Annotated in this window: 11 protein-coding genes and 2 pseudogenes; 5 read left to right on the forward strand and 8 right to left on the reverse strand. The window is 67.2% G+C overall.

All coding sequences use genetic code 11. The features are described from left to right. Positions 1–546 precede the first annotated feature (546 nt). Positions 547–1,647, forward strand: a pseudogene (locus tag OG332_RS36675) (ISAzo13 family transposase); the annotation flags it as partial. Between the two features lie 64 nt (positions 1,648–1,711). Here OG332_RS36675 and istB read toward each other — a convergent pair. Both istB and istA read right to left on the reverse strand, forming a co-directional pair. Then, complete coding sequence (istB, locus tag OG332_RS36680) at positions 1,712–2,485, reverse strand: IS21-like element helper ATPase IstB (RefSeq protein WP_327411911.1); 774 nt, start codon at positions 2,483–2,485, stop codon at positions 1,712–1,714. Beyond that, positions 2,482–3,900, reverse strand: coding sequence for an IS21 family transposase (istA, locus tag OG332_RS36685; protein ID WP_327411910.1), 1,419 nt, complete (start codon positions 3,898–3,900; stop codon positions 2,482–2,484). Before istA ends, istB begins: the two co-directional genes overlap by 4 nt. Before the next feature lie 380 nt (positions 3,901–4,280). Here istA and OG332_RS36690 point away from each other — a divergent pair, with 380 nt between their 5' ends. Next, positions 4,281–5,000, forward strand: a complete 720-nt coding sequence (locus OG332_RS36690; RefSeq protein WP_327417474.1) for a hypothetical protein — start codon at positions 4,281–4,283, stop codon at positions 4,998–5,000. Between the two features lie 13 nt (positions 5,001–5,013). Here OG332_RS36690 and OG332_RS36695 read toward each other — a convergent pair whose 3' ends face one another. Then, complete coding sequence (locus OG332_RS36695) at positions 5,014–6,699, reverse strand: ISAzo13 family transposase (protein WP_327417475.1); 1,686 nt, start codon at positions 6,697–6,699, stop codon at positions 5,014–5,016. A 178-nt stretch (positions 6,700–6,877) separates the two neighbouring features. Here OG332_RS36695 and OG332_RS36700 point away from each other — a divergent pair, with 178 nt between their 5' ends. From OG332_RS36700 to OG332_RS36710, 3 genes are all read left to right on the forward strand, one after another. Further along, on the forward strand, positions 6,878–8,269 hold the full coding sequence (locus tag OG332_RS36700; RefSeq protein ID WP_327417476.1) for an IS1380 family transposase: 1,392 nt from the start codon (positions 6,878–6,880) through the stop codon (positions 8,267–8,269). A gap of 255 nt (positions 8,270–8,524) precedes the next feature. Then, positions 8,525–9,688, forward strand: a complete 1,164-nt coding sequence (locus OG332_RS36705) for an IS701 family transposase (RefSeq protein ID WP_327419120.1) — start codon at positions 8,525–8,527, stop codon at positions 9,686–9,688. 270 nt (positions 9,689–9,958) lie between these two features. Beyond that, entirely contained in the window at positions 9,959–10,522 is a 564-nt protein-coding gene (locus OG332_RS36710) for a transposase (protein WP_327417477.1), read from the forward strand. A gap of 248 nt (positions 10,523–10,770) precedes the next feature. On the opposite strand, the gene OG332_RS36715 is transcribed toward OG332_RS36710, so the two are convergent. The 5 genes and pseudogenes from OG332_RS36715 to OG332_RS36735 all read right to left on the reverse strand — a co-directional run bounded on the left by OG332_RS36715 (position 10,771) and on the right by OG332_RS36735 (position 16,486). Continuing rightward, on the reverse strand, positions 10,771–11,136 hold the full coding sequence (locus OG332_RS36715) for a VOC family protein (protein WP_327417478.1): 366 nt from the start codon (positions 11,134–11,136) through the stop codon (positions 10,771–10,773). A gap of 56 nt (positions 11,137–11,192) precedes the next feature. Then, positions 11,193–12,215 (reverse strand): SgcJ/EcaC family oxidoreductase, encoded by a 1,023-nt coding sequence (locus OG332_RS36720; protein ID WP_327417479.1) that lies wholly within the window; start codon positions 12,213–12,215, stop codon positions 11,193–11,195. Positions 12,216–12,340: 125 nt separating this feature from the next. After that, the gene (locus OG332_RS36725) at positions 12,341–12,796 is read right to left on the reverse strand and encodes a hypothetical protein (protein WP_327417480.1); all 456 of its coding nucleotides are present in this window, start codon (positions 12,794–12,796) and stop codon (positions 12,341–12,343) included. Positions 12,797–14,330: 1,534 nt separating this feature from the next. Further along, positions 14,331–14,726 (reverse strand): annotated as a pseudogene (locus OG332_RS36730) (IS701 family transposase); the annotation flags it as partial. A 23-nt stretch (positions 14,727–14,749) separates the two neighbouring features. Then, positions 14,750–16,486, reverse strand: a complete 1,737-nt coding sequence (locus tag OG332_RS36735) for an IS1182 family transposase (protein WP_327419485.1) — start codon at positions 16,484–16,486, stop codon at positions 14,750–14,752. Between the last annotated feature and the right edge of the window lie 100 nt (positions 16,487–16,586).

The following is a 16,586-nucleotide window of genomic DNA, read 5'->3' on the forward strand; positions in this document are numbered from 1 at the left end:
TACGACCTCCGCGTAATTCTTAGCTCCGTGGCGAGTTCATCCGTCGCCGCCACGTTCACCCTGATCAGCATCTTCTGCGAACCGGAGACGGGGAAACCCGTGCCAGCGCCGAAGGGCTTGCGCCCAACGCTGCCCCACAATCCCTCGTAGATGAAGTGCCAGAATTCGCGACAGACCTTCCACGGCGGTCGGGATCATGGGACCCCTACACCCCCGAGGGTGCTGTATCGAGTCAAGCTGCTTGTGAGCTTGTTCCGCTTTAACGGACACGTTTGGTGTGGTGGTCACGCCGCGAGGGCAGTCTCGTATTCAGTGGGACCGCGATGGCCGAGGCTGCTGTGGAGCCGGTGCAACTTGTGCCAGCTCTCGATCCAATCGAAGATCGCGGTTCGTAAAGGCTGAGGCTCGGATCCTGGGCCACGGTGGGATCCGAGCGCTCGCCCAGGCGGCCGGGGCCAGCGAGACGAGCCTTGACCCAAGGCCAGGTAGTTAGGGCTCGCAGAGGATTAACCCGTAGCTTCCCGATCTGGCGGTCGTTGGCGTGGTATGGAAGCGGCGGAAGAGATAGCGGCGGCCTTGGTGGCGAAGTTCACGGTGCTGTTCCCGCATCTGGACGAACGTCAGCGTCGTCTCCTGCTGGCGGCCGAGGCCCGGGTACTGGGCCATGGCGGGATCAGGCTGGTCGCCCGGGCGGCTGGAGTGCGAGAGGCCACGGTGTCGCTTGGTGTCACTGAACTGGACTCCGGTGAAGCCCCGTTGGGGCGGGCGCGCCGGGTCGGTGGTGGCCGCAAGCGGGTAGTGGACCTGGACCCGGGACTGCGTCCGGCACTGTTGGCCCTGGTCGAGCCGGACATGCGCGGGGACCCGATGTCGCCCCTGCGGTGGACGACGAAGTCCACCCGCCACCTCGCCGCCGAGCTCACGCGCCAAGGCCACCGGATATCCGCCGACACCGTCGCCGACGTGCTGCGCGAGGAAGGCTTCAGCCTCCAGGGCAACGCCAAAGTCATCGAAGGCCGACAGCACCCGGACCGGGACGGCCAGTTCCGCTATATCAACGAGCAGGCCAAGGCCCACCAGGTGGCCGGCGACCCGGTGATCAGCGTCGATACGAAAAAGAAGGAAGTGGTGGGGCCGTTCAAGAACGGCGGCCGGGAATGGCGGCCCGCAGGCAACCCCGAGCGGGTCAGCACCCACGACTTCCCGGACAAGGAACTCGGGAAGGCCGTGCCCTACGGCATCTACAACCTGGCTGCGAACACCGGCTGGGTCAGCGTCGGCACCGACCACGACACCGCCGCCTTCGCCGTCGAATCCATCCGCCGCTGGTGGAATGCCCGCGGCAAGGAGGACTACCCGCAGGCCAGGCGGCTGCTGATCACCGCCGATGCCGGCGGCTCCAACGGCTACCGCACCCGCGCCTGGAAGGCCGAACTCGCCGCCCTGGCCCTGGAAACAGGCATGGAGGTCACTGTCTGTCACTTTCCTCCGGGCACATCGAAATGGAATCGGATCGAGCACCGGCTGTTCTCACACATCACCATGAACTGGCGCGGCAGGCCGCTGACCAGCCACGAAGTCATCGTGCAGAGCATCGCCGCGACCACCACCCGCACCGGGCTGAAAGTCCACGCCGAACTCGACACCGTGTCGGCGTACGGGCTGTAGTGCAGAGGTGTGTACGGGCTGATGTGCAGAGCTTGATCCTGTGTCAGCTGGCCGCAGTGATGCCGCCTTCGATGGCTGTGAGGCGGTTCTTCAGGCGGTAGCTGGCGCCGTTGATGGCGAGGATCTCGCAGTGGTGGAGTAGGCGGTCGATGATGGCAGTGGCCAGGACGTCGTCGCCGAAGACCTGACCCCACTCACTGAAACTCTTGTTCGAGGTCAGCAGGGTGGAGCCCTTCTCGTAGCGCTTGGAGAGCATCTGGAAGACGAGGTTTGCCTCGTCACGCTCCAGCGGGAGGTAGCCGACCTCGTCCACCACGAGAACGTGAGGCCGCAGGTAGGTGCGGAGTTTGCTGGCCAGGCGGCCGATGGAGTCGGCGGCCTTGAGCTGGCGGACCATGTCGTCGAGGGTGGTGAAGTAGATCGAGTAGCCGGCCCGGCAGGCGGCGACAGCCAGCGCGACGGCGATATGTGTCTTGCCGACCCCGGGCGGGCCCAGCAGCGCGACGTTGGACTTGGCCTCGACGAACGCGAGGGTGGCCAGGTCCTTGACCTTCCTGGGGTCGAGTTCGGGCTGGTAGGAGAAGTCGTACTCCTCAATCGTCTTGTGGTGTGGCAGGCGGGAGACCCGTAGCGCGTGGCGGAAGCGGCGTTCTTCACGGACGGCAAGTTCTTCTTCCAAGACCAGGTCGAGGAAGTCGAGGTAGGCCATCGACGCGGCGTCGGCCCGGCCGACGTGCTCGGCCAGGGCCTCGGTGAGGTGGGGCAGGCCGAGTTTGGTGGCGGTGGTGCGGATCCGGGCGGTGACCAGCTCGCTCAACGCATGTCCTTGGGGTCGATGGGGGCGGGGTTGAACGGGCGGGTGCCGGCGATCTGGTCGTAGAGGGCCAGCGGACGGGTGCCGACGTGGACTTGCGCGGCTCTGGCCCGGGTCAGCAGCGAGATCAGACCGCCCGGTTCCTCGGCGCCGGAGCGGGCCGGCCTGCTCACGGGTGGCGGAAGGTCGGTGGTGGTGGCGCGGGTGTGTCCGTCGGGCAGGGCCTTCCAGTGGGCCTCATCCACGATCCTCGCGCTGCGTCCGACCGCGCGGGAGTGCACGGCCAGCAGCGTGATGCCCTGCGCGTCGGGCACGGTGGAATGCAGGGCCACGGTGCCTGCGGAGGCTCTGACCTCGACGAGCTGGCGGTGGCGGACCTTGGTGGCGGGCACCGAGTAGAGGTTGGCGTCGAAGGCGACCAGGCAGTCCTTGGCCACGTGTCGCAGGTGCCGATCGGCCACGATGTAGGGCTTGGCGGGCAGCGCCCGCAGCGCGGCGTGATCCCGCTTGGCCCGCACGCCGATCACCTCGCCGTGGGTGCGGTGCGTACGCGCCCGGCGCTGGGGCACCCAGGCCATGAACGCCCCGTCCATGTCATCCAGGCTGGAGAAGGACCGCCCCGCGAGCACATGATCGCGGACGATGAGGACCTGGCGCTCGACGCGGCCCTTCCCCGTCGGCCGGTAGGCGGCCAAGACGTCGATGTCGAAGTCGTAGTGCCCGGCGAACGCCACGGCCTCCGGATGCAACGGGACCGCCTCGCCCGGGGCGACGTGACGGCGCACGACAGTCTTGGTCCGGTCGTAGACGATCACCCCGGGCGCCCCGCCGAAGTGCGCGAACGCCCGCCGGTGGCACTCGAAGAACGATGCCAGATTCTGGCTGGTGGTGAAGCAGCAGAACGGATCTCGGGAGTAGGACAAGGTCATGTGGAAGGAGTAGACCTTCGGGATGCCGACATGGGCCAGGATGTTGCCCTCGTCGCCCCAGTCGACCTGGGCCTGGGCGCCGGGCACCACCTCGAAGCGGCGGTGCAACTTCGCCAGCTCGCGCGGGGTATATCCCAACTCCTCGGCGATGCGGGGTCGGGCCTGCTGCACGTACATCTTGACGCGCTGGTAGTGGTGCGGGAAGGCATACTGCTCGACCAGACGCTCATGGATGACCGCGGCCTTCAGCAGCACCTCAGCCCGTAGCCACGCATCAATCACATGCGCCCACGGCTTGATCACCTGGTTGCCGAGATCCGAGCGCGGCGCCGGAGCCGGCGGAACCGGAGGACCGTCGCTCTCCAGATACTTCTTGACCGTACGCCAGTTCAGACCGGTCTCCCGAGCGATCTCCGAGATGCTCGCGCCCGCCTCATGCAGAGCCCGGAAACGCCGCAGCTCCAGCCACCGCCCCGGTTCCAGCAACATCCGACAGGCCCTCCTCGACGCTTCACAAGATCAGCGTCAGGCTCCTCTCATCGAGCCGGGCCCCACCCCGACACGCCGAGTCACCTCTGTAGATCAACCCGTACGCACCTCTGCATCAGAGCCCGTACGCCGACACCCCCCGGACCGGCCTCCAACGCCGAATTCAGCCGGGTCAATTACGCCATCGAGCAGACTTCTTCGCGACTGAACCTTCTCTGCCGCTGCCGCGTAGCCGAGGGAGTAACGGGTCTGCATGTCGTCCGCAGACTCGACAGGCCGCAAGGCCGCGGCCGCCCGGGACCCGATGGGGGCAGACAGTGGACGCACGAAACCGAGCCGAAGCGGCTGCCCCCGAGACGGTCCTCATCCGGGATCACCCCGTGGCCGCCGCGAGCGACACCCTGCGCCTGCTGACGGCGCTCGAACACCTCAGGCCAGATCAGAACTACTTGCTCGGCCTGCCCGTCAACCAGGAGACCGGAGTCGAACACCTGACCCCGCTCCTTGCCGCGTTCCTGTGCAACGTGAACAGCACGATCGAACCCCTCGAAGTCCAGGGCCAAGTCAACTCCCTCGAGGGCTCCGTAAGGGAATTCTTCAAAGAGCTGACACAGGCACCGCGCTTCGCCCGCAGCCATGTTTCGGTCTCGGAGACCGAAGGTATCCGATTCGGCCTCGCCACGGCCGTGAACCGGATGCCGAATGCTCCCGTCTACCTCAGCGACCAGGCCAAGTGCGGCCTCCCTGGCGCGGTGCTCGCGCTCGGCGCCGAACTGGTGACCATCGGCACACGGCTCGATGGCACCATGGACGCGGTGGAGTTGCGTCGTGCGGTGGCCGCGGGCACCGCACGACGTCCGGACTCCGGCGCCATCATCCTGGCCATCTGCGGCAATGCCGAGACCGGAGCCGTGGACGATATTTCCGAGCTGCGCTTGGCCGCGTCTGCGGCGGGCCGGGTCTACGTGCACACCGACGCGACGCTCGGTGGCATGGTCGCCGGCTATGCGCCGTCCGGCCCGTCCTGGTCATTCCAGCATGGCGCCGACTCCGTGTCCATCTCTGCCCACCGGGTGCTAGGGTCAACGCCGTTCAGTTAGGGCTCGCAGATCATTAACTCGCTGGTTTGATCTCTGCTGGGAGGGTGATTCCACGGGTGCTGGCGAAGTCGTAGAGGTCGTCGAGGGTGGCGAGTCGGTCGTCGGCGGGCTGGATGGGGTGCCCGGCTGTTTCCAGGAACTGCCGGATGTCGCGGATGCGTCTGTTGATTGTTCCGGGGTGGACGGTGAGCAGGGCGGCGACGGCGACTTGGGGCAGGGCGAGCCGGTAGTGGAGGAGTGTGGCTAGGAGCCGGTCGGCGAGGGTGAGGACGGGGCGTCGGCCGGTGGTGCCGTCGCCCTTGACGCGAGGTCGGTGGCCGCGTCGTTGGTCCAGGTGAGTCTCGCGCTGGGCGTCGTGGAGGATGGTCAGCGCGGTGATGAGGGTGTCCCACTCGGCGGGCGGCAGTCCGGTCAGGGCGGGGTGGCATAGCCAGGCGAGGTCGGGGCTCGGCTGATCGAACGGGTCTGGTGCGTCGTTGACCTGGGTGTATGCCTCGGGGCGGAGTGTGTAGTTCCAGTCGCCGTGCCAGTCGTGGCGTGTGACGGGGAGGACGTCCATCTGCCCGTCACCGATGCGGACCCCGGTCTCGTAGGTAGCGGTGTCGAGTTCGGCGTGGACTTTCAGCCCGGTGCGGGTGGTGGTCGCGGCGATGCTCTGCACGATGACTTCGTGGCTGGTCAGCGGCCTGCCGCGCCAGTTCATGGTGATGTGTGAGAACAGCCGGTGCTCGATCCGATTCCATTTCGATGTGCCCGGAGGAAAGTGGCAGACAGTGACCTCCATGCCTGTTTCCAGGGCCAGGGCGGCGAGTTCGGCCTTCCAGGCGCGGGTGCGGTAGCCGTTGGAGCCGCCGGCATCGGCGGTGATCAGCAGCCGCCTGGCCTGCGGGTAGTCCTCCTTGCCGCGGGCATTCCACCAGCGGCGGATGGATTCGACGGCGAAGGCGGCGGTGTCGTGGTCGGTGCCGACGCTGACCCAGCCGGTGTTCGCAGCCAGGTCGTAGATGCCGTAGGGCACGGCCTTCCCGAGTTCCTTGTCCGGGAAGTCGTGGGTGCTGACCCGCTCGGGGTTGCCTGCGGGCCGCCATTCCCGGCCGCCGTTCTTGAACGGCCCCACCACTTCCTTCTTTTTCGTATCGACGCTGATCACCGGGTCGCCGGCCACCTGGTGGGCCTTGGCCTGCTCGTTGATATAGCGGAACTGGCCGTCCCGGTCCGGGTGCTGCCGGCCTTCGATGACTTTGGCGTTGCCCTGGAGGCTGAAGCCTTCCTCGCGCAGCACGTCGGCGACGGTGTCGGCGGATATCCGGTGGCCTTGGCGCGTGAGCTCGGCGGCGAGGTGGCGGGTGGACTTCGTCGTCCACCGCAGGGGCGACATCGGGTCCCCGCGCATGTCCGGCTCGACCAGGGCCAACAGTGCCGGACGCAGTCCCGGGTCCAGGTCCACTACCCGCTTGCGGCCACCACCGACCCGGCGCGCCCGCCCCAACGGGGCTTCACCGGAGTCCAGTTCAGTGACACCAAGCGACACCGTGGCCTCTCGCACTCCAGCCGCCCGGGCGACCAGCCTGATCCCGCCATGGCCCAGTACCCGGGCCTCGGCCGCCAGCAGGAGACGACGCTGACGTTCGTCCAGATGCGGGAACAGCACCGTGAACTTCGCCACCAAGGCCGCCGCTATCTCTTCCGCCGCTTCCATACCACGCCAACGACCGCCAGATCGGGAAGCTACGGGTTAATCCTCTGCGAGCCCTTAGCCTCGATCCACCGACTGGCCTGTGTCCTGTGGACAGAGAACCGAAGAGAGGTGCCTGCTGACCTGCGATGATGGGAGTTCTGACGCTTCCAGCACGCACAATCAGCAAGGCACCTCGTAGATGAAAGCTTCCCATACTCCGGCGGCGGTCTCCGCTGCGTTCGACGACCGGAATCTGATCGCGCATGCCGGGCTGGTCCCGGTGATGCGCCTGGCCGAGCGGTGCGGGCTTGCCCGTCTGGCCGCGGAGAAGGTGAAGCTGACCGGGGCGAAGAACGGTGCGGGTGCGGCGGCGGATGCCAAGGTCACCAGCATCGTGGCCGGGATGGCCGCGGGTGCGGACAGCATCGATGACCTTCACGTCCTGCGCCACGGCGCGATGCCCGTGTTGTTCGCAGGCGTCCGTGCGCCGTCCACGCTGGGCACGTTTCTGCGCGCGTTCACCCACGGTCACGCACTCCAGCTCCACGCGGTGCACCGCAGGTTCCTGGCCGCTCTGGCCGCGCATACCCCGCTGCTGCCCGGCGCGGGCGAGAAGGCGTTCATCGATGTCGACTCCACCCACAAACGGGTCTACGGCCGGGCCAAGCAGGGCGCCGAGTACGGCCGGTTCAAAGGCGTACGCACCCTGCACCCCCTGCTCGCCACGATCTGCACCCCGCACTCCCGCCCGGTGATCGCCGGGGTGCGGATGCGCCGCGGCAAAGCGGCCGATGCCCGCGGCGCCCCCAAGTTCGTCAGTGAAGCCCTGGCCGCCGCCCGGGAGGCCGGCTGCACCGGGACCCGTATCCTGCGGGCGGATTCACAGTTCTACAACGCCGGTGTCATCGCCGCCTGCCGCCGGGCCGGGGCCCGCTTCTCGGTCACCACCGGCATGAACCCCTCCATCAAACGGGCCATCCACAGCATCCCCGACCAGGCATGGCAGCAGATCACCTATCCCACCGCGGTGCCCGACCCCGACACCGGAGAGCTCATCTCCGGCGCCGAAGTCGCCGAGATACCCGCATACACCGCCTTCGCCGGCCGCAAGAAGGCGGAACAGGTCACCGCCCGGCTGATCGTGCGCCGCGTCCGTGACCTGGCCAAACCCACCGTCGTGGGTGACCAGGGCGAGCTGTTCCCCGTCTGGCGCTACCACCCGTTCTTCACTGACAACCCCGCCGGAACGCTCCAGGCCGAGCGGGAACACCGTCACCACGCCGTCGTCGAGCAGGTCATCGCCGACAGCAAAGCCGCAGCTCTGGCCCACCTGCCGTCCGGACAGTTCAACGCCAACGCGGCCTGGCTGACCCTGTGGGCCATGACCTACAACCTGCTGCGGGCCACCGGTGCGCTGACCTCCGCCTTCCACGCCAGGGCCACCACCGCCACCCTCCGCACCCACTTGATCCACGTTCCGGCCCGGACCGCCCGCTCCGCCCGGCGCGTCACCCTGCACCTGCCGCACAACTGGCCCTGGCAGCACGCCTGGACACACCTCTTCGACACCGTCCACGGACCAGCCGGCTGACACGAACCGCCCCTGCCCACCCCCCGCCCGCCAGGGCCCAACCGGAACCGAACACGTGGAAACGCTGGGCAGACCAGCAGCTACAACTTGCCCACCTACAAGCACCGACCCGGAACCGGCACAGAAACCCGCCAGAAGATCACTTCCGAACCACGCCGGTGGATCGAGGCTTAGTACTGCAACCGCATGTGGCGTGACGGTCGGTGAGGTTGCTCGTTGTTGTGACTGTGTGATGAATCGCTGACGGTTGAGCAGATCGAGTCGTGGTCCGAGGGTGTAGCGGGGTTGCATGCCCGGTTCGGGCATCGTTTTGGCAGGTCGGAGCCACGTGATCGGGCTCTGGACTACATGACGGGCCTGCTTGCGCCGCTAGAGAAGAAGAACGGGTGGACGCTGGCCGAGCAGGTCGGCCAGCTCCGCCCGGACGGTGTGCAACGCCTGCTCAACCACTCCGAATGGGACGAGAACGCGGTCCGCGACGATGTCCGGGACTTCGTCGTGGAGACCATCGGCGCCAAGGATGGCGTGCTCATCGGGGACGACACCGGGTTCCTGAAGAAGGGCACCAGGTCAGCAGGGGTCCAGCGGCAGTATTCCGGCACCGCTGGCCGCACCGAGAACTGCCAGATCGGCACCTTCCTCGCCTACGCATCCGCCAAAGGGCGGGCGCTGATCGACCGGGAACTCTACGTCCCGAAGTCCTGGACGGACGACCGCGACCGCTGCCGGGCAGCCGGGATCGACGACACCGTGCCGTTCGCCACGAAGATCGAGCACCTCAAGTGGATGCTGCAACGCGCCATCGACGCGGCTGTTCCCTTCGCCTGGGTGACCGCGGACGAGGCATACGGGCAGGTCAAGCACTTCCGCGCCTGGCTGGAAGAACGCCAGGCCGCGTATGTGCTGGCCACCAAGGTCAACGACACCGTGATCACCGCCGACGGCCGGGACGCCCGCGTCGACGAGCTGATCGCGGCCCTGCCGAAGCAGGCATGGAAGCGGATCTCCGCCGGAGCAGGCGCCCACGGCCAGCGGATCTACCACTGGGCCCGCGTCGCGATCCGGCCCACCTGGGAGGGCGGATCCGGGCACTGGGTGCTCGCCCGCCGCAACCTGTCCGACCCCACCGACATCGCCTACTACGTCTGCTACGGCCCCGTCACTTCCCGGCTGAAAGACCTGGTCAGGACCGCCGGAGCCAGGTGGGCGGTGGAGGAATGCTTCCAGACCGCGAAGGGTGAATGCGGGCTCGACCACTACCAGGTGCGGCTCTACCGGGCCTGGTACCGGCACATCACCCTCGCCATGGCCGTCCTGGCCTACCTCACGGCCATCCGTGCCGCAGAAGCCGCAAAAGGGGCAGCGGAGATGACGAGCAAGACCTCATACCCCTCAGCGTCCCGGAGATCCGCCGGATGATCGGGCACGTCGTCGTCACGCCCCGCTGCCACAGCAACGAGCACCGTCTGCACTGGTCACACTTCCGGCGCCGCAGCCAGGCCCGAGCCCGCCGCTGCCATTACCAACGCCGAGGCCACGACCCACACATGCGGTTGCAGTACTAGTACTGCAACGGTCTTTGGTCTGACAGGTGACTCTGCTGCCCAATTCGCTGCGGGGGTGCGGGCGGGTCGGCGATGATCGTTCCTGAGGTCGTTTTTCCGTCGTGCGGCCGTGGAGGCGGTACGGATGTCGATGCGGCCGGTGGGTCTGCCGGAGATCCCGGAGCAGACCGTGGTGGTGGCGCGGGCGGCGTTCCCCAAGGGGAGTCTGGCGATACGGGTGCGGGACCACCTCGCGGAGGTCTTCGCCGATGAGCCGTTCTCCGAGGCGTTCGGGCTGCGCGGGGCACCGGGCCTGTCGCCTGGGGTGTTGTCGCTGGTGACGGTGTTGCAGTTCGCCGAGGACCTCACCGATCGGCAGGCCGCGGCGATGGCGGTGCGGGCCATCGACTGGAAGTACGCACTCGGAGCGGATCTCACCGACACCGGCTTCGATGCCAGTGTGCTCAGCAAGTTCAGGGCCCGGCTCGCGGACAACGGCATGGAGCGGGTCGCCTTCGACCGACTCCTGGAGCACTGCAAGGACGCCGGGCTGGTGGCGGCCGGAGGCAAGCAGCGCACCGACTCCACCCACGTGATCAGCGCGGTGCGGGACTTGAACCGCCTGGAGCTGGCCGGCGAGAGCGTGCGCGCTGCCCTGGAGGCCCTCGCGGTCGCGGCCCTCTCTGGCTGGCCGGTCAGATCGACGTGACGGAGTTCGCCGACCGGTACGGGCCGCGCGTCGATGGCTGGCGCATGCCGCCCTCGCAGACGAAACGCGACCGACTCGCCCAGGTCTTCGGCCAGGACGCGCTGGCCTTGTGCCGGGCAGCCTGGGCCGAGGACGCCCCGGCATGGATCCGTCAGATCGAGGCCGTGCACGCAGATCAGCCGCGGTGCGCTCCCTCAGTGACGCCTCATCACCCCTACCGAAGCGGCGAGGTTAGCTGGGAGAGCAGTTCAAGGGATTCCGTATCCGTGTTCCGAGAGGTCGAACCAGTTGCCCTCCGGGTCGATAGCCCGGTACTCGGCGTACGGCCGTTTCGACGCGCGGAGTGCGGGCTCTTCAAGGCCGGCCTCGGTCAGGGCCGTTCGGGTCCCGTCCACATCGTCCAAGTGGAAGCCGAAGTGGTTCAGGCCCAGTGGCGCCTCGCCTGCCATCTGGTGTTTCAGCACGGCGAGCGTCAGATACCCGTCGCTCAGAAAGTGGTTGCCATCCGGATCACTCATGATGACTTCCATGCCAAATTTCTCGCGATAGAAACCCGTCAGGGCCTCTGGATTGCTGGCGTAGAGCGCCAGATGGCGGATTCTCGGTCTCGTCACGGTTTACTCCTTGTTGATGTCAGGGTGGTCGTCATATCGATGAGAGGCGGCGTTACCTAACCGGCAAGCGGTCGCATCGGGACCATGTTCATGAATGAGATGATCTCCCACGATCCACCTCGGCGTTCGAGGACGGACTGGGCGTGCATGGAATTGCCCGGGTTGCCTCCGACGCCTTCAGCGGGAGTGCCGTCCGTGCGCGCCAGCTGCGTGTCCACGTGAACTATGGCTATATCCGGTCTTGGATACGTCACACGTTCCACGGTGGCCGTGAGGCGTGTGCCGGAGTAGATGGACTGGAACAGCCGAGTGTGCGCGGCTGCGATCTCACGACTGCCGTCGATGTGGTCGCAGCGCACGGATGTGAAGTCGGCATCTGCCGCAAAAGCACGGGTGAAATCTTTGCCGTCACCCTTGGACCATGCGATCATCATGTCCGCGAATATGTCGCGGATCGCCTTGTCGTCATCCGCCTCGGACGCTCGCTTGTCGTCAAGCGTGAACTGAATCGCCAGCGGCTCACAGGTTGCGTCACCGGTAGACCTCCACGCCCCGAGGCTGTAACGCACGACTTGGTTCACGCACTCCAGGTAGCAGATCAGGTTGACCGGCCATGTGGTGTTGCGGAACATGTAGACGTCCATCGGCGTGGGTGCCGCACTGATCGTGAGCCCTCGCTCGCCGTCTGGCCCAATCCGGTGCCAGTCCGGGTGCATGTGTATGGACCCGATGATCTCCAGGCCATCCGCATCAGCTTTTCGATAGATGCGCAGGAGGTCGCTGGAGTTGCACCAGAACCCACGGTGCTCGTTGTCGTAGGCGACCCCGAAATTCGGCACGATTGTCGCACTGAACTCGTCCAGCGCAGCTGGGTCCGTGGACCGCACATTGCGCCCGAACTCGACTCTGTGGACAAAAGCCTCACCCTCAACGATCTCGCCGACCAGGATCGCGAAACAGGAGGGTGGCTTGCCGGGCGTACACGTCTCGTACGCACTCTGAGCGGATGCGAGGAACTCTTCGAATGTGCGATGACTCAGGATGACCGTCCCGCAACGGGTCAAATGTTCCTCATACATTGAAACCATGAATATGTCTCCCGTCGGGCTGCATCGGAGGACCCCTGCGCGTACAGGCTTGCCTGCTGACTTGTTTTCTACGCTACGCGAGCTTCATTCGCTAGTGTCTCGTAATCCTGAGCCCGTCAGTTTGAACCGTTATTGACGAGTTTCTTCACGTTGGTCTGGGCGAGGCGGACCTTCGCGAGGATCTCCTCGGCGGACCGGGTCCAGACAAACGGATTCGCGTACTCATCCCAGGAGTTGACGTAGTCGCGGATCTGCTTGACCAGGCAGGCTTGATTCAAGGTCTGAGTGATCTTGGCAGAGTGCAGGTCAGGCCACGTCGAGCAGGTCCAGTGGGCTGGGAAGGGCGCGTAGGAGACCTCGCGCAGGCCGGCGGCGATGCTGAGGTGCCCGGCCGCACGGAGGATGTTGATCGCCGAGTTCCGCAGAGTGGCCATGTTCTCGCCAATGTTGAGCCGGTGGTGGACGTTGTTGCCACTGAAGGCGTCCAGGGGTGCGCTGCCGATGTAGCTGGCGAAGTGGTGACTCCAGGTACCGAGATCGCCCGGGGCGAGGATACCGGGAGGGCGGATCACCTGCTTGCAGGGATGCAAATGGCAAGTCAGAGCTACTTCTACAGCTCCATTCCCAGGTCGATCCGCGCCCCTCCTTTCAATTCCAAGGCCTACGCCAGATCGAGTGCGGCCGCAGCACGGTCCGCAATCAGCCCTGGGGAGAATCTGGGGAGTTTCAGCCAAAGGGCCATGGCGTTACCTCGGGGCCTGATCGCAAACGACTGCGGTTCCTGCCGGATCCGCAGCGCTGCGGGGTGCGGCACCCCGTCGTGCCGGTACTGCTGATCAGGGCCTCCTCGGTCGTTGCCGACACACGTCGTTCGCTGCTTTCGACCAGTGGGCCGAGAACGTGCCGCACGCTCTGGCCCGTCTGGGCGCCCGAGCAGTCCGCGCGCTCGGCGTACCGGCCCGTCCAAACGCCTCAACGCTCCTTCAGGGCATCGCCCTGGCATGCCCGGGCGGGCCAGGCCGATCCGACTGGCGCCGATCCCGCCGGCTCGGACTGACTGTCTTTCGACGGCAAGGCGGCCACACCTGGCCCGCCGCCCACCTCTTGGCCGCGATGAGCGGCGACAGCCGGACCGTCAACCAACTGCGCCTTCCGGCGGCGTGCCGTCGCCCGTGCGGCTCGACGAACCCGACGACCACCTCGGCACCGGCCGCGGCAAGCCGCTACCCCTCCTCCGGCATGGCGTACGTCTTTCCCACCCCGGGGCGGCCCCGAGGTAGACCCATCCGCAACCGTCCGCGCACCATCGGAGTGCTCCTGCCCGGCCGTCACATCGCTCCGCCTCCTCCGTGATGCTCCTCGCTCGCCTCCGCCGCGCTCTGTCCTGCCCGGAAGCCCGGGCGCCACCGACGCGGCTGCCGTCCCGTGCAGAGGATCGGCTCCACGGCGCCGAGGACCCTACGGTGAGCTCTACTCTCAGCCGCCCTGCCGGGTACGCGGCGGACGCTGGGCCCGTGTGCTCAAAATCAAGGAGAAGAGGAGACCTACGACACCCGGCATGGTGGCAGCAGACGTACGCGGCGTCGACTACCAGGATGCCGACCAGCTGAACGCCGAGCGCGGCGGCGATGAGCAGTTGGGCCCAGCCGAACAAGCGCGGGCGGAGGATGCGCCGGCGCCGCCAGGGCAACATCCAGCCTCAGCTGAGCGTCGCGACACCGGACGCGGCAGGCCACGCACGTAACGAGCAGGCCGCACATCACGCTCGCACGCAGATTTGCAGGTCAAGCACCCTTCGCCACCGACTCCTAGGTCGCCACGCGCTCCACGTGGTGCGTCACAAGAAACAGGTCTACCCAACACAGGTAGAAGGAAATCTCAGGCCAGAGCATCGCGGGGCTGATTCCACGACGCGAGTGGTGTGCGTTAGTACTCCAGCCGGACTTCTCCATTACCGCTGGTCAAGTGCTTGAGTGTGGGGAGTGTAGCGGGCCGGTGATGGGTGCGGGACGGTCTTGGCTGACCGTCCCGCGAACGTGTGCCCACGCCGCATGTAGTGACAGTGCCGGGCGCGTGCTTGGTGGCGGCGGCGCCATTGCGACCAGTTCACCGCGTGTGCGCGTGGTGCAGGACGGCGGCGAGGTTCAACTGCCAGCAGACGACGGATTTCGGCCGGGGTGAGGTCCACGAGGTCGGGTGTGTCGGCCTCACCACCCCCTTTTCGCGTTCCTGGACGGCCATCGCCGCGAGGAAGATGTGGGCGAGCATGGCGAGCGTGATGTGCCGGTACCAGCCGACGTACCGGCGGACCTCGTAGTGGTCCAGGCCGCACTCGTTCTTCGCGCTCTGGAAGCACTCCTCGATCTTCCAGCGGCAGCCGGCAACACGGACCAGGTCGGCGACGGTGGCCTCCAGCGGGGCGCAGGCGAGGTAGTAGGCGATCTCGTCCGGCTTGGCGATGCTGCGGCGGGCCAGCATCCACCGCTGCCGGGTGGGTTCGTCGACTCTGTTGCTCAATTCCGGGGTCAGGCTGTGAGCTGGTAGCCGAGGCGAGCGAGGCGGCCGGTTCGGGGTGGGGTGTCCGTGGTGGTCCAGTGGGCGTCGAGGCGGACGATGTTGATCGCGGTGGCGGAGAACGTGTGTTGGAGGCGGACCTTCGGGAGGCCGCGGTAGCGGGCCCTGCGCAGGCCAGTGAGGTCGAGGGCCTGGTTGATGGTTCCCTCGATGCCCGAGCGCAGGGCGTACTTGTCCTTCCAGGTCCGGGACTTCTGCTCGGCGCGGGCCGTGGTCAGGGCAGCGTGGAGGTGTTCGGGGTAGAGGGTGAGCATCCGGTTGCCGCGCCGGGACCGGGTGCACAGCTTCAAGACGGGGCACTCGCGGCAGTCGGAGCGGGCGAACTCGACGACGATGGCGTCGCGTCCGTGCTGTTTCACCGGGTGCCACCCGGTGCTGGTGCGGCCTTCGGGGCAGGTGGCCTGGCGTGTCTTCCAGTCGATGCCGAAGGCGTTCTTGTCATAGCCGGCGGCCGCCTTGGCCTGGGGCGAGTGGTCCAGGAGCACGGGGGTGACCATGATGATGCCCTGCCCTGCGGCCTGGGTGATCAGGTCGGCCGAGGGGTAACCGGAGTCGAGGTAGTGCTCGGCCGGCTTCAGGCCGCGGGCGGTGAGCGCGGCCTGGACGGTGGCGGTCGCCTTCACGTCCGGGACGGTGGCCACCGTGGTCAGCACATCCGTGATCAGGTTCACCGCCCGGACCGGCTCCTGCCTCCCCACCGCCCCGGCTTCGGCTTCGGCTTCGGCTTCGGCGGGAGTGTCGCAGGTCTCGGTGAGGTGGACCTTGTAGCCCAGCCAGAACAGATCCTCGCCCTTGGCCGCCCAGCGCGCGTCGGCGTCATAGGGCGAGGCGAGGCGGAGATGACCGGGCGGAACGCCGTCCGTGTCGGCCTCCCGCTTCCTGACCACCTCCCGCCCGCGCGTATCGGTGCTGATCACGTACGTCTGGACCAGGACCTGCCGCAGCAGGGCGACCGGCTCGATCTCCCGCAGCCACCCGGGCGCCCCCGGTGCCCAGACCGCCCGGCACAGGGCCAGCGCATCCTGCCCGAAGACCAGCGCGAGCCGCTCCCGCTTCGTCTTCGAGGCCGGAAGCGTCCAGCCCTCAATCCGCTGCCCGTAGCGGTGGGCGAGTTCGGGCACGTCTACCACGCTGGCCAGCCAGGACGGCGCGGCCGCCGCGAGGGCTTCCAGCGCGGCCCGCACGCTCTCCCCGGCCAGCTCCAGCCGGTTCAGGTCCCGCACCGCGCTGATCACATGGGTCGCGTCCGTGCGCTGCTTCCCGCCCGCCGCCACCAGCCCCGCCTCCCGGCAGTGCTCCAGCAACTTCTCGAAGACCACCCGCTCCATGTCATGCTCGACCAGCCGGGCCCGGAACTTCGACAGCACGCTGAAGTCGAACCCCGGATCCTCCAGCTCCACCCCGAGCGCGTACTTCCAGTCGATCGCCCGCACCGCCATCACCGCGGCCTGCCGGTCGGTCAGGTTCTCCGCGAACTGCAAGACCGTGACCAGCGACAACACCCCCGGCGACAATCCCGGGGCCCCACGAACCCCGAACGCCTCGACGAACGGCTCGTCCGCGAACACCTCACCGAGCCGATCCCGCACCCGTATCGGCAGACTCCCCTTCGGGAAAGCGGCCCGGGCCACCCGCGCCGTCCGTTCCGGCACTGGCGGCAACCCGCTCGACCGCAGCGACATCCACATCACCCCCACGGCCGCACGACAGGGAAGCGACCGCACGATAGATCATCACGCACCCAGGGCATCGGCACGAAGGTGACTTGAGGGTGTTCACCCCGACTTG

This window comes from Streptomyces sp. NBC_01233, from assembly GCF_035989305.1.
Lineage (GTDB): Bacteria > Actinomycetota > Actinomycetes > Streptomycetales > Streptomycetaceae > Streptomyces.

What these genes read in the sequence shown, in the direction of transcription:
- istA (WP_327411910.1), bottom strand. Translation starts at nt 3,900, where the DNA reads ATGTTGCTGGAACCGGGGCGGTGGCTGGAGCTGCGGCGTTTCCGGGCT.
- OG332_RS36695 (WP_327417475.1), bottom strand. Translation starts at nt 6,699, where the DNA reads ATGGAAGCGGCGGAAGAGATAGCGGCGGCCTTGGTGGCGAAGTTCACG.
- OG332_RS36700 (WP_327417476.1), top strand. Translation starts at nt 6,878, where the DNA reads ATGAAAGCTTCCCATACTCCGGCGGCGGTCTCCGCTGCGTTCGACGAC.
- OG332_RS36710 (WP_327417477.1), top strand. Translation starts at nt 9,959, where the DNA reads ATGTCGATGCGGCCGGTGGGTCTGCCGGAGATCCCGGAGCAGACCGTG.
- OG332_RS36720 (WP_327417479.1), bottom strand. Translation starts at nt 12,215, where the DNA reads ATGTATGAGGAACATTTGACCCGTTGCGGGACGGTCATCCTGAGTCAT.
- OG332_RS36735 (WP_327419485.1), bottom strand. Translation starts at nt 16,486, where the DNA reads ATGTGGATGTCGCTGCGGTCGAGCGGGTTGCCGCCAGTGCCGGAACGG.